At 63.5% G+C, this 13698-nt stretch carries 14 protein-coding genes; 1 reads left to right on the top strand and 13 read right to left on the bottom strand.

The genetic code is table 11. The features are described from left to right. Window positions 1–258: 258 nt before the first annotated feature. The 7 genes from WK25_RS24385 to WK25_RS24360 all read right to left on the bottom strand — a co-directional run bounded on the left by WK25_RS24385 (window position 259) and on the right by WK25_RS24360 (window position 5424). Window positions 259–1452, bottom strand: a complete 1194-nt coding sequence (locus WK25_RS24385) for a type II secretion system protein GspD (RefSeq protein ID WP_226209074.1) — start codon at window positions 1450–1452, stop codon at window positions 259–261. Window positions 1453–1598: 146 nt separating this feature from the next. After that, window positions 1599–2663, bottom strand: a complete 1065-nt coding sequence (locus tag WK25_RS24380; protein ID WP_069242969.1) for a zonular occludens toxin domain-containing protein — start codon at window positions 2661–2663, stop codon at window positions 1599–1601. Between the two features lie 4 nt (window positions 2664–2667). Next, window positions 2668–2961, bottom strand: coding sequence for a DUF2523 family protein (locus WK25_RS24375; protein WP_069242968.1), 294 nt, complete (start codon window positions 2959–2961; stop codon window positions 2668–2670). A gap of 9 nt (window positions 2962–2970) precedes the next feature. Then, window positions 2971–4350 (bottom strand): hypothetical protein, encoded by a 1380-nt coding sequence (locus WK25_RS31430; RefSeq protein ID WP_156789095.1) that lies wholly within the window; start codon window positions 4348–4350, stop codon window positions 2971–2973. Between the two features lie 165 nt (window positions 4351–4515). Then, window positions 4516–4758 carry a hypothetical protein gene (locus WK25_RS24370; RefSeq protein WP_069242967.1) on the bottom strand — a complete coding sequence of 81 codons (243 nt, stop codon included), beginning with the start codon at window positions 4756–4758 and terminating at the stop codon, window positions 4516–4518. A gap of 46 nt (window positions 4759–4804) precedes the next feature. Then, entirely contained in the window at window positions 4805–5080 is a 276-nt protein-coding gene (locus WK25_RS24365; RefSeq protein ID WP_156789094.1) for a hypothetical protein, read from the bottom strand. Next, the gene (locus WK25_RS24360) at window positions 5077–5424 is read right to left on the bottom strand and encodes a hypothetical protein (RefSeq protein WP_069242965.1); all 348 of its coding nucleotides are present in this window, start codon (window positions 5422–5424) and stop codon (window positions 5077–5079) included. Before WK25_RS24360 ends, WK25_RS24365 begins: the two co-directional genes overlap by 4 nt. Window positions 5425–5848: 424 nt before the next feature. Between WK25_RS24360 and WK25_RS30835 the strand changes: the two genes are divergently transcribed. After that, window positions 5849–6268, top strand: coding sequence for a Cro/Cl family transcriptional regulator (locus WK25_RS30835; RefSeq protein WP_083253073.1), 420 nt, complete (start codon window positions 5849–5851; stop codon window positions 6266–6268). A 174-nt stretch (window positions 6269–6442) separates the two neighbouring features. Here the strand turns inward: WK25_RS30835 and WK25_RS24355 are convergent, their stop codons facing one another. The 6 genes from WK25_RS24355 to WK25_RS24330 form a co-directional block, all read right to left on the bottom strand. After that, complete coding sequence (locus WK25_RS24355) at window positions 6443–7888, bottom strand: NAD-dependent succinate-semialdehyde dehydrogenase (protein WP_059546893.1); 1446 nt, start codon at window positions 7886–7888, stop codon at window positions 6443–6445. A gap of 159 nt (window positions 7889–8047) precedes the next feature. Further along, window positions 8048–9376, bottom strand: coding sequence for a c-type cytochrome (locus WK25_RS24350; RefSeq protein ID WP_069242964.1), 1329 nt, complete (start codon window positions 9374–9376; stop codon window positions 8048–8050). A 15-nt stretch (window positions 9377–9391) separates the two neighbouring features. Next, window positions 9392–11611 carry a xanthine dehydrogenase family protein molybdopterin-binding subunit gene (locus WK25_RS24345; protein WP_069242963.1) on the bottom strand — a complete coding sequence of 740 codons (2220 nt, stop codon included), beginning with the start codon at window positions 11609–11611 and terminating at the stop codon, window positions 9392–9394. Window position 11612: 1 nt separating this feature from the next. Next, window positions 11613–12068: a (2Fe-2S)-binding protein gene (locus WK25_RS24340; RefSeq protein WP_040139806.1), complete on the bottom strand. Its 456-nt coding sequence runs from the start codon at window positions 12066–12068 to the stop codon at window positions 11613–11615. A gap of 134 nt (window positions 12069–12202) precedes the next feature. Continuing rightward, complete coding sequence (locus WK25_RS24335; protein ID WP_040139805.1) at window positions 12203–12502, bottom strand: putative quinol monooxygenase; 300 nt, start codon at window positions 12500–12502, stop codon at window positions 12203–12205. 113 nt (window positions 12503–12615) lie between these two features. Next, entirely contained in the window at window positions 12616–13674 is a 1059-nt protein-coding gene (locus tag WK25_RS24330; protein WP_069242962.1) for an NADP-dependent oxidoreductase, read from the bottom strand. Window positions 13675–13698: the final 24 nt, after the last annotated feature.

The following is a 13698-nucleotide window of genomic DNA, read 5'->3' as shown; positions in this document are numbered from 1 at the left end:
GGCAGGCGGGTCGCGTCGCATCACGCCCATTCCAGCGCCCGCAGACCACCACCGCATGAGAACGGCAGCTTTGCAGCGAGGCGGCCACTTGCACCGCGGTCGCCTACGTTCAGCCACACCGCTGATACCCGCTGCTCGGTCCGGCCGGCCGCGCTGAGCCGCGCGACAACCGCCACGACTCCGCAGTGCCGCCCCGCCCTACATCGCCCCGATCACGCGCCGGACACTCCCGACGCTGGCCGCCCTCACAACAACCCACTAGATCTTCTGGACCTGCAACAGCAACAAAATCTCAGTCTTGCCCGTCGACGCGGTATGTCCCGCCATCCATCGCGGCAAGAACGAAAGCCCCGAATTCGCCCGCGTACTCTTGTCTTGCGTCAACCCGCCTATCAGCAACACGTCGCCATCGGCCACGTTGAATGAACTCTCGACCTTGCGCGTGTTCTTTGTCGGCGAATTGTTCACGCCGGTCGTCGTGTTGACGAAATCGCTGATCTCCTCAACGAGCTGCAAATCGACCGTATCGCGCTTGACTGTAGGCTTCACACGAAAAATCACACCCGCATCCTGATATTGCACGCTCTGAACTGGCGCGGCCGTCGCACTGGGATACGACACCGAGCCAATCACCGGGACCGATTCTCCGACGTTCAGGCTCGCCGTTTCGCCCGAGCGCACCCGCAAATTTGGTGACGTCAGCACCCGGAACCGGGAGTCCGCATTCAACGCAGCCAGCGCCGCGCCAAAACCACCCACACTGAGACGGATCGCGTTATCGCTGTCACGCACACTACCGACATTCAACGCAGCGCCAAAGCGGCCACCAAGCAGGCTCAATGCAAGTTGAAACGCGGAGTTATTGCCGGTCGTCTCCGTCACCTCGTATACCCACGCCCGTATCGAGACATTGCTCACCGGCGTATCGAGTTGCGGCAACAGTTTTTGAAGTGTTGCCACTTCGCGCGCCGACCCAACGAACGCCAGCACATCCGCCGATTGGTCGATCAGTCCGGCGGCCGATGTTGGCGGCGAGTCACTAGCAACCTTGGCACCTTCAGGCGCGGCGACGGATCGGTTTTGCAGAAAACGGCCGCCAAACATCGGCTGCACGATGCGCGAGAGATAGTCCGCATTGCGATGCTTCGGCGCATATACGAACGTCTGCTGATCGGCCTCATCTTTGGAAATCGTTGCCTTTGCAACGTAATCAACACCATCGTGCCGCGTAACGGCGTAGCCGAGCGAATCAAGAAAAGACGCCAAGAAGGTCCGAACATCGCCCTGGGCTTTGTCAAACCGGAACGACACGGGACGGTTGTCGGTCAAGACAGCAGGGTCCAGCACATACGGCGCTTGGAGAAGCTCGGCATAAATCAGGTCAATCACTTGCGCCACGGGGACGAACCGCAGGTCAATCCGCGCACCACCTATATGCGGAAGTGCCAACATAGACGGCGCTGGAATCGTCGCAGCAAGCGAAGCTGATATCGGCATACCAGCAGGCAACGGAGGCAGCACCGGAACAGTTGGCACGCTGTCAGAAGATGCCGCACGCGCAATACTGGACGCAAGTAACAACACTAGCAATAGCCGCCTCATTTGGTCGCTCCAAACGCCACCGACACATTCAGCTTCGGCCCGGCCCATGTCGTTACCCGCTCACCGTCGACCACGCCCGCAGTCGCCAGTCCGCGCCCCATGAACCCACCCGGCGAAACCACGCGCAATCGATTCGTCGCGTCAGCCAGCACCACCCGCGCAAGCCCATTGACCGTATAGCTGCCGACCACACGCCACGACTCGGACACCGCCGCACCTACCGGCTTTGACGCCACCGATTGACCAACGGCCCCGCCCATCGGCGCAGCTATAACAGGATCCCTTTTCAACGTCGGATGAAAGAACCGCCATGCAAAGAATCCTGCACACCCCATCATCACAACAACACCCGCAACGAGCAGCCAAAGCGACTTACGAGCCAACACGTTTTGACGCTTATCCACCATGCTCTCGGTACCGCCAGCACCGGCATAGCTCTTGTACAGCGGGAAAATCTCGGCCTTGTACTTGCGAATGAACGTGCCGGTTTGCGTCGCTTTCGTTTGCTTCGAAGTCTCGTACATCTCAACGCGGTAGCCGCCCGACATGCCCAAGCTTTTGAGCTTGACCATCCGAAACGACAATTCGACCACCGCCTTAATCGACCGATGCAGGTCCGCAATGCTTTGGATCATCAGCACTACATCACAAGCAACGCCGGTTTCCTCATGAACGAAATGGCGATGCATGCGAAAAAACGACATATGCTCACTGCTAATCTTTTTACCGACCGACCACAGTTTCCATGCCTCATCAACCACAAGCAAATCACCGGGCTTCACAAACCCCGGAGTGACTGTCGCACCACCCGCCCCTTCGACCTCAACCGGAAAGAATCCATCCTGACGGATGTCATCCGTACGCACGTGCACAATAGCGCCAAGCGAATCGACAGCCAGACCGCGCCGTTCGTGCAAGTAGCGATGAATCGCATCCTCGCTCACCCCATCAATATTCGTGACTACCCGGCGGCCACGCGCAACCGCCTCGATGAGCGGACCAGACACGACCTCATATGACTTGCCCGACCCCATGACGCCACAATACGCATTGATTGCCATGGCGCTACCCAATCACTGGAATGCGGCGAATGATGAATCGCGTCGCAAAGGCAGAAACCACCAGCGGCACACCGTAGCTAAACGCGCACAAATCCATGAAGTACCACACCCCTGACGTGATGCCGCCGAACGCTCCAGCAAGTGCGGACGCAGTCGGCAAAATGCCCGCGCCTTGGAGCACAGCAATAAACTCGGTCGTGATGAAGTACAGGACGAAGTAAGCGAAGAAGCGACCGATGATCGAGCGCACGACGAACGCGAGCACGACATTGAACGCGCTCACCAAAATGCCAAACATAGCGCCCCCTTATGCCGTCAGAACGATGAACAACGCAGCAAGCGAAAACGCAAGCACGAACGTTGTATAAATCTGAGGCCGTAACTGCTCTGCAAGCGTGCAGTGCGACGTAACGGTATAGACACGCCCAAACAGCGAAATGCTTGGCTGCGGGCACTGACCGGTATGAGCGGGAACACCGAACGACTTCAAGTCAGGGAGCAAACCAAGAATCGGCGCAAGAATCTGCGCGGCGGTAGGAATCGTTTCGAGGGTAGGCGCCGCGACGCCCGGGTTAGGGCCAAGGTCAACGACAGTGGGCGGAGTAGCGGCAGGACTTGACGCGCCCGACGAACCAGACGACGTTGACCCGCTCGGGATCGCGTAAGGATTATTGCTAGCCGGAGCACCTGACGGCGACGAAACAGGCGACGTAGCGCCGCCTATCGTCGGCCACGACGAAGGAGAGGACGACTCCACTTCACCGGCGTCACCCGCCGTAATGGGGTTATCGACTGGATACGGAATGCCGTTATATCCCGGCTCTTGTGACGCGGATTGCCACAGAACATCGCTGATATCCGCAATGAAATCTGGCGCGAGGGGCAACGGCAAATCCGACGACGGAATCTGCGCGATCGCGTCAGACGGCGAAACAGTCTGCGGTTGCACCACCGGAGGCGAACCCGGAGGCGGTATATACGCCTGACAGGCATTGTTGTAATACAGACCAGATGCACATGTCCCATGGCTGAACGTTCCACTCTGCTGAACGCCCCCAGTCGGATTACCGATAAGGTTACCGGAAGCGTCTTTCTCCGTGTACGTGCAGTTCGCCACCGTCGGACTAATAGACGTACACGACTTGACGGCCATCGTCCACTTGGTACCAGACTGAGACTGAGTCGTCCAAGCTTGCGCCGCCGCTTGAGCAGCTGCGTTAGCACTTCCACCGTAACCGATCGGACCGCCGACGGAACCGCCCCAAAGCGGCGTACTGCTATTCAACGGCGGAAACTGAGGGGTGATCGTGCCGCCCGAAACTTTCGGATTGCCAGTAATGCTGATCGTCCCATCTTTGTTGTATTGCCATTGATCAACTGCCTGATCCGATAGCGCGGTCGGAAAGGCCATGGTCGCAGCAGCGACCGCCGCCATTGCAGCAGGAATGGCAAGCCATGATGCCGCCGCGCCCTCCGTTGCCGCCGCCCGCGCGGCCATTCTCCCCATTGCTTCCTCGGTCGCCTCAACCACCTGACTGAGCGACGTATAGCCCATTTGCGCGGCCTTTTTCTCGACCGTCGCCGCAATCACCTTGTTCAGCGACGCCGTCGCAGGCGGAAGCTGTTGCGAATGCGCGGCGTTAGCAACCAACAACGCACACAGAACCAGAACATGACGCAGCGACATGTCACCCCCTCATCCCCTGGACAACTGCCCAAGCACACAGCAGGCCCCAAGCGAACATCAGCAGATACCACGCGTTATTTGTATCGATCACGTTGAGGCCCCCTGCAACGAACAACGAAAAAGGCGAGCGTTAGCCCGCCTTGATCACCAACACAACACCGCGCCTTACGCTCCCCGCACCATGCTCAGCACGATCTTTGCGCCACGGACCGCCAGCCACAGACCGCCGGACAGCGCCGCAATCGCCATCACCGCAGCAATCGTCGACGTGTAGTCGATACCACCCGTCAGAGCCGTGTAATCGGGCCCCGTCCCGGCTGCAAACGTCATCGGCGCTGCCACCGCCCCGGAGACTCCGACCACCGCGACCGCGCAACGACGAACAACCGAATTCACACCTTTGAACATATCTCACCCCTTAGCTTCGAAAACCGGGAAGCGCCCGGTACGCATGTCACAGCCGCCGAATCGCATTGACGACCGTCCCAATCCCTTGACTCGCGAAATACAGCACCAGCACCGACGTAAAAGCCAGACTCCAGAAGCCAAACGCCTGCGTGTAATCAAACGGCGACGCGTCACCCGAGCTATCGACAAGCGCCAGATGCAGCACCGACACCGTGCCCGCCGTTCCATCGCTCGCCGTACATGCCACCGCCTGACCGCCCGTCGACACCGAAACGGCAGACGCCCCGCTCACGCATGCCGCCACATCGATACCGGTACTCACGGCGCAGATGCCGCAACACCGGCCCCCGGCTTAGCTACCGGCTTGGGCTTGTTCGCAGGCATCCACGACACGATGCGCGGCACCATCCGGCCTGCATCCTGCCCGTACCCCTCACCAAGCCGGTACGAAACGAGATATTCCTCACCCGCAACCACCTGAACCTTGTCATCGAACAACGTCGTTTTCGCAACGAACGAGCCGTCAATCAGCTCGCCGGACTCCGGGTCCTCGTAGCTCGATTCAACGAAGCAATGCAACACACGCATGTCGCGCACCTGTCCGGTTTTCTTGCTCGTGATCTTTTCGTTATCGATCTTCAACACACGGATTTTTTCGCTAGCCATCTTGTTCACTCCAAGTTAGGACTACTACGTGTAGTCGATTCGCTTAGTTGGTCGTCGGGCAACCCGACAGATTTAACGCTCTACATACTTCAGATCGCTACAGGCACCGCAACCGCCCGCACGGTCAACACCGCACCACGCGCACAACTCCTCCACCACCTCAGCCGGGACGTTGGTGAAATCCGCCCGACGAATCTCCGACGCCGCCGACCGGGCCGGCAAGCGCACCCGGCCATCGAACAGGTCAGGCGTTACAAAATCACGGGGGCACTTCGCCATGAGGGGTTCCATCTCTTCGTCACCAGCGGGCAGGCGCCGGTTTACCTTTCTGTCGAACCTGCTAGACTGCGGAGAATTCTCACGCAATGTGAATTCTCACAACCGTGAGTATTCTCACGGATCGTGAGAAAGTCAAGAGGAAATTATGCGAAGCGTGAAATATCTCGATCAGCTCATTGAAAAACGCGGACTGAAAAACGACCTCGCTCTGGCGAAATCGATGGGCTGGCCATCCAGTCGTATGAGTCAGTACCGCACTGGAAAGCGCGTAATGGAAAACGAGACATGCTTACAGGTCGCGCTAGCCTTAGAACTTGACAATCCGCTACCCATCATCATGGCAGCCGACGCCGACCGCGCGGAGCGGCTGGGACAACGTTCACTTTGGGAGGTTTTTTCACCGAGGATAGCGGGTATTAGCGCGGCGCTACTCCTCAGCATTGTCACAAATTTTGTGACGCCCTCACCCGCGCAAGCCGCGTCCAGCATGACAGGCAGCGGAACAATTCTTCACGTTATGTCAAATAAATGGGAGGGCCGAAAGCCCGGCGACCGGCGTTCTTGAGTTGGTCATGGCTTCATTCTCGTTTGCGGGGCTTCGGCGAGTTCATCGGGCGAAAAATGAGGCGGCGCGGCAAAGGAAGCGCGCGATGGACATCGTGCGACGCCTCCATTCGCCTTGCCTCGCTCGCGAAGACGCGCCGCATCGCCGGGCGCGCCCCCACTCACGCCGCGCCCGTCACACGGCCATCACCGTCACCGACTTCGTGACGAGATACGGCTCCAGTGCTTCCGGCCCGCCTTCCGAACCATAGCCGGAATCCTTCACGCCGCCGAACGGCATTTCCGGCCACGGGGTTGCCGGCTGGTTGATCCACAGCATCCCGACTTCGAGTCGCTGCGTCAGCAGGTGCACGTTCGCGAACGAGCGCGTGAACGCGTAGCCCGCCAGCCCGAACGGCAGACGGTTCGCTTCCGCGATCGCGTCCTCGAGCTTGTCGAATCCGCGGATCGCCGCGACCGGCCCGAACGGCTCGTTGTTGAACACATCCGCTTCCAGCGGCACGTTCGCGATTACGGTCGGCGCGAAGAAGTTGCCTTCCGAACCGATCCGTTCGCCGCCGGTCTCGATGCTTGCGCCGACCTTGCGCGCGTTGTCGACGACCGATGCCATCGCGGTCAACCGGCGCGGATTCGCGAGCGCGCCGAGCGTCGTGCCTTCCTCGAGCCCGTTGCCAACCTTCAGCCCCTGCGCGTGCTGGACCAGCGCGCGCGTGAACTCGTCGCGGATGCTGTTGTGCACGAGGAAACGCGTGGGCGAAATGCACACCTGGCCCGCGTTGCGAAACTTTGCGCCACCGGCGGCCTTCACGGCCAGCGCGACGTCCGCATCCTCCGCGACGATCACCGGCGCGTGGCCGCCGAGTTCCATTGTCGCGCGCTTCATGTGCTGGCCCGCGAGCGCGGCCAATTGCTTGCCGACCGGCGTCGAACCCGTGAACGTCACCTTGCGGATCACCGGATGCGGAATCAGGTACGACGAAATTTCAGCCGGATCGCCGTACACGAGGCCGATCACACCGGCCGGCACGCCCGCATCGACGAACGCGCGCAGCAGCGCGGCCGGTGACGCCGGCGTTTCCTCGGGCGCTTTCACGAGGAACGAGCAACCGGTCGCGAGCGCGGCGCTCAACTTGCGCACCACCTGGTTGACCGGAAAATTCCACGGCGTGAATGCCGCGACCGGGCCGACCGGCTCCTTCACGACCGTTTGCTGCGCGCCGAGATTGCGCGGCGGCACGATCCGGCCGTACACGCGACGGCCCTCGTCCGCGAACCATTCGATGATGTCGGCGGCCGACAGCACTTCGACACGCGCTTCCGTCAGCGGCTTGCCCTGCTCCTGCGTCATCAACTGCGCGATGGTGTCGGCGCGTTCGCGCACCAGCGCGGCGGCCTTGCGCATCGTCGCCGCGCGCTCGTGCGCCGGCACCTTGCGCCATGCTTCGAAACCGCGCTGCGCCGCGGCCAGCGCGCGATCGAGATCGGCGATACCCGCGTGGGCGACCTTGCCGATCACCTTGCCCGTTGCCGGATTCACGACGTCGATCGTCTTGCCGCTCGCGGCGTCGACCCACTCGCCGTCGATCAGCAATTGCGTATCCGTATAAGTCACGTTAGCCATCCAGACACCCCTACTTGCGTCGATAAAACGCGCGCGGCCACCAAGGCCGCACACAGGTTGACAGAAAAAGCTGCATTGTCGCGCGCGTTGCACCCGGCAACGTGCGCGCACGGGCACGCACGCCGCGTGCCCGTCGTCAAGCGCAGCGGCGGGCCGCGCTCAACGCGCGGCTGCCGTCGCCTTGCGCAGTTTCGCGACGTCCGCCGCCTGCACGGCCGGCGCGCCGTTGTTCCAGCCGGCACGCATGAACGTCAGCACGTCGGCGATTTGCCGATCGTTCAGCTCGTTCGCGAACGCCGGCATCGGATATGCGGACGGCACGCCGCCGATCACGAGTGTGTCGCTGCCGTTCAGCGTCACGTTGATCAGCGACGATGCATCGGCCTCGAGCACGTTCGGATTGCCGGCGAGCGGCGCGAGCAGCGGCGCGTAGCCGCGCCCGTCGACGCCATGGCAATGCAGGCAGTAAGCGTTATACACCTTTGCGCCCGGATCGTTCGCCGGCCGGCCCAGCGCGACCTGCGTCGCCTTCGGGTCGTAACGATACGGCGGCGCACCGGTGCCGCCCGCCGCCGGCAGCGATTTCAGGTAGCGCGAGATCGCCGCCAGATCGTCGTCGGTCAGCTCCTGCGTGCTGTGATTGATCACGCTCACCATCGAGCCGAACGCGGTCGCGTGCCGGTTCGCGCCGGTCTTCAGGAACTGCGCGACGTCGGCCTCGTTCCAGCGGCCGAGCCCGGTGTTGTGCTCGCCGGTCAGGTTCGACGCGAACCAGTTGTCGATCGCAGCCCCCGACAGGAACGCCGCACCGCCTTCATCCAGCGCCTTTTCCTGGAAGCCGACGCCACGCGGCGTATGGCACGACCCGCAATGCCCGAGCCCTTGCACGAGGTACGCGCCGCGGTTCCACGCCGCGTCCTTCCCCGGCTTGTCGGCATACGGCGTCGTGTCGAGGAACACCGCGTTCCACAGCGCCAGCGGCCAGCGCATGTTGAGCGGCCACGGGATGTCGGACGGACGGTTCGCCTGCTTCACCGGCTCGACGCCGTGCATGAAGTACGCATACAACGCCTTCACGTCGTCGTCCTTCAGCTTCGCGTACGACGGATACGGCATCGCCGGATAGAGGTTGTGCCCGTCCTTCGCGACGCCCTTGCGCAGCGCGCCGGCAAACTCCGCTTCGGTATAGCCGCCGATGCCCGTTTCGGGGTCGGGCGTGATGTTCGTCGTGTAGATCGCGCCCATAGGCGTGACCATCTTCAGGCCGCCGGCGAACGGCGTGCCGCGCGGCGCGGTGTGGCACGCGACGCAGTCGCCGGCCTTCGCGAGATACGCGCCGCGTGCAACCAGCGCGCTGTCGGGCGGCGCCGTTTGCGCGGCTTGGCTTCCCGTCGCGGTCATCAGTGCGAACAGCGCGAGCAGCGATCGGCCGAGCGTGCGAGCTGCGCGATTCACGCGGATCGGACGATTCTGGGTGACGTTTCGCATGGTTCGTCCCTCCCCTCAAGCCGTCTTCAACTGGCTGCCGACCGGCAGCTTGCGCAGCCGCTTGCCGGTCGCCGCGAAGATCGCGTTCGACAATGCCGCGGCGGTCGCGGCGGTGCCCGGTTCGCCGATTCCGCCCGGCGCCTCGGCGCTTTTGACGAGATGAACCTCGATCGGCGGCGTCTCGTTGATGCGCATCACACGGTAATCCGTGAAGTTGCTCTGAACGACGCGGCCGTCCTCGATCGTGATCTCGCCGTACAACGCACCGGTAATCCCGAAGATGATGCCGCCCTGCACCTGCGCCTCGATCGTGCTCGGGTTCACGACCATCCCGCAGTCGACCGCGCACACGGCGCGCTTGACCTGCACTTCGCCGTCTTCCACGGCGACGTCGATCACGATCGAGAAAAAGCTGCCGAACGCATGCATCACCGATACGCCGCGCCCTTGCCCCTTCGGCAACGCCGCGCCCCAGCCGGCCGCCCGGGTCGCGACGTCGAGCACATTGCGGGCGCGCGGCGTCTTGTCGAGCAGTGCTCGGCGATATTGCACCGGGTCGGTCTTGGCTTGCGCGGCAAGCTCGTCGATGAAGCTCTCGACGACGAACGTGCTGCGCGTCGGCCCGACGCCGCGCCAAAATGCGGTCGGCACGTGGCGCGGCTCCTGGCGCACGTAGTCGACGAGCTGGTTCGGCAGGTCGTACGGCAGTTCGGCCGCGACTTCCACCGCGTCGGGATCGACACCGTCCCTGACCGCGGGCGGCGCGAAGCGCGCGAGGATCGACGAGCCGACGATCCGGTGCTGCCACGCGATGGGCTTGCCGTTCGCGTCGAGACCGGCCGAGATCTTGTCGTAGTAGCACGGCCGGTACATGTCGTGCTGGACGTCTTCCTCGCGCGTCCAGATCACTTTCACCGGTGCGTTGACCTGTTTGGCGACCTTCACCGCCTGGCCGATCATGTCGGTTTCGAGCCGCCGGCCGAAGCCGCCGCCGAGCAGGTGATTGTGTATGACGATCTTGTCGGGCGACAGCCCGGTCAGCTGCTGTGCGGTGTCGCGTGCGCGCGTCGGCACCTGCGTGCCGACCCAGATCTCGCACGCGTCGCCGCGTACGTGTACCGTGCAGTTCACCGGCTCCATCGTCGCGTGCGCGAGCAACGGCTGTTCATAGACCGCGTCGACACGCGTCTTCGCTTTCGCGAACGCGTTGCCGACGTCGCCCTCCTTGCGGGCGACCGCACCGTTGCCGTTTGCCGCTGCATGGGCGAGATCCGCGAAAAGATCCTTCGTCGACACCTTCGCGCCCGCGCCTTCGTTCCACTTGACGACGAGCGCCGACGCGCCGCGCTTCGCGGCCCACGTGTGATCGCCGACCACCGCGACCGCGTTGTCGACGCGCACTACCTGGCGCACGCCCGGAATCTTCTTCGTGGCCGTGTCGTCGACGCTCGCGACCGTGCCGCCGAACACCGGGCTATTGACGATCACCGCATACACCATGCCGGGCACACGCACGTCGAGCCCGAACTGCGCGGTGCCGTCGACCTTCTCCGGCGAATCGAGCCGCTTCACCGGCTTGCCGATCAGCTTGAAATCTTCCGGTTTCTTCAACGCGACGTCCTTCGGCACCGGCAGTTTCGCCGCGGCGTCCGCGAGCTGCCCGTACGCTGCGCGCCGGCCGCTCGGCGGATGCTGCACTTCGCCGTTTTCGGCGCGGCACGTGGCCGGATCGACGTTCCATTGCTTCGCGGCGGCCGAAACGAGCCGCGTGCGTGCGGTGGCGCCCGCGCGGCGCAGCGGTTCCCATGCGTAGCGCACCGACGTCGAGCCGCCCGTAAGCTGGCCGCCGAGCAGCGGATCGAGGAACAGCTTCTCGTTCGGCGGCGCATGGTCGAGCGTCACGTTCGACAGCGGCACCTCGAGTTCCTCGGCGATCAGCATCGGCAGCGCGGTGTAGACGCCCTGCCCCATCTCGACCTTCGGCATCACCAGCGTGACCTTGCCGCTGCGGTCGATCTGCACGAACGCGTTCGGTGCGAAAACGCCCGGCGGTGCCGGTTCGGCTGCGTCGCCTCCAATCACCGAGCGCCGCGCATCGTCACCCGCGGCCGGCATGCTGAAACCGAGCAGCAGGCCGCCGCCGACGGCCGCGCCGAGCGACATGCCCAGCTTGATAAACGAACGGCGCGACACGCCCGCGCCGGCCCGACCGGCTTCGATCAGTCCTCGCGACATGTCAGCTCCCCTTCGCGGCGTGCTTGATCGCCGCACGAATTCGGTTGTACGTCCCGCAACGGCAGATGTTGCCGGCCATTGCCGCGTCGATGTCGGCGTCGCTCGGGTTCGGGTTCGATGCGATCAGCGCGGTAGCCGCCATCACCTGGCCGGACTGGCAGTAACCGCACTGGACGACGTCGAGCTCGCGCCACGCGTCCTGGACTTTCTGCCCGGCCGGCGTCGCGCCGACGGCTTCGATCGTCGTGATCTTGCGGCCGGCGACCGCCGCGACCGGCAGCACGCACGAGCGCGCGGCAACGCCGTCGAGATGGACGGTGCACGCGCCGCATTGCGCGATACCGCAGCCGAATTTCGTGCCGGTCAGGCCGACGACGTCGCGCAGCGCCCACAACAGGGGCATGTCGTCGGGGGCGTCGACCGTGTGGTTCTCGCCGTTGATATTGAGGGTGACCATTCAGCCTCCGGGGGCCGGTGTATTGGGGAATCGGCGCGACCGGGGCGCCGGATCGTTCATCGCCGTTGCGCAACGCAGCGGCTGAAGCGCGGCCCGCGTGGACGCGGGCCGCGACGGGAATGCGTCACTGCGGCTTATTCGGCCGCATCGATGCCCGACAGCACCTTGATCACGGGCGGCGCCGAGAACCAGTCGGCCGACTTGCTGCGAAACGCGGTGAAGTGCGGGCTCGCGAGATGTGCGTCGAATGCGGCCTGGTCGTCGTATACCTCGAACAGGTGCAGCGCAGGCGAACCGTCCTGCTCGCGGAACAGGTCGTAGCGGCGGTTGCCGGGTTCTGCGCGGGTGGCCGCGACCATGCTGCGCAACTCAGCCTCGACGGCCTGCGCGTGTTCGGGCTTCGGGAACACCGAGGCCATTACGTAAAGCGCCATGTTTTCGCTCCTTGAGGAAACGGAACCGAGCATGCCACAAGCCGGCGTCGCGCGACGCCAACGTGCAAATGACCGGAAAATGAACGGAAAAGAATGGAATGGAACGGATCGCGTCAGGCCAGTTCATCCGGTCCGACACGCACGACGACCTTGCCGAAATTCCTGCCGGCGAGCAAGCCGATCAGCGCATTCGGCGCGTCGGCGAGATCGGGGATCACATCCTCGCGCGTCTTTACCTTCCCCTGCGCGACCCACTCGCTCATTTCCTTCAGGAACGACGCATAGTCCGTCGCATAGTGATCGAGGATGATGAAACCCTGCATCCGGATGCGTTTGCGCAAAATCGTGCCCATCAGCGCGGGCACGCGGTCGCGGCCGGTCGACACCGCTTTGTCGTCGTAAGCCGCGTCGTTGTAATGCGCGATGATTCCGCATACGGGCACGCGCGCATGGTCGTTGAGCAGCGGCCACACGGCATCGAACACGGCGCCGCCGACGTTCTCGAAATAGACGTCGATGCCGTTCGGACAGGCCTCCTTCAGCTTGGCCGCGAACTGCGGATCGCGGTGATCGATGCACGCGTCGAAGCCGAGCGTGTCCTTCACGTACGCGACCTTGTCGGCGCCGCCCGCGATGCCGACCACGCGGCAACCCTTCAGCTTCGCGATCTGCCCGACGACCGCGCCGACCGCCCCGCTCGCGGCGGCCACGACCACGGTTTCGCCCGGCTTCGGCTCGCCGATTTTCAGCAGCCCGGTGTATGCGGTGAATCCGGGCATGCCCAGCACGCCGAGCGCATACGACGGATGCGCGAAGTCGCCGCCGAGCGGAATCAGATCGCTGCCGTCGGACAGCGAATAGTCCTGCCAGCCGCCGCCCGCGACGACCAGGTCGCCTTCCCGATACGCGGGCAGATTAGACGCGACGACGCGGCTGACGGTGCCGCCGACCATCACGTCGCCGAGTTCGACCGGCGGCGCATACGACGGCGCGTCGCTCATCCGGCCGCGCATGTACGGATCGAGCGACAGCCACACCGTGCGCAGCAGCACCTGGCCGGGGCCGGGCACCGGCACGTCGCCGGTCTCGGTGCGGAAATCGTTCGGGGTGGGCGCGCCTGCGGGGCGCGAATTCAGGACGATTCTGCGGTTTGTTGTCTTGCTTTGCGGCATGGGACCTCCGTCAACAGGAATGGA

This window comes from Burkholderia latens (assembly GCF_001718795.1).
Classification (GTDB): domain Bacteria; phylum Pseudomonadota; class Gammaproteobacteria; order Burkholderiales; family Burkholderiaceae; genus Burkholderia; species Burkholderia latens_A.
The sequence above is the reverse complement of the archived record's forward strand: the minus strand, read 5'-3'. Positions and strand labels throughout refer to the sequence as shown.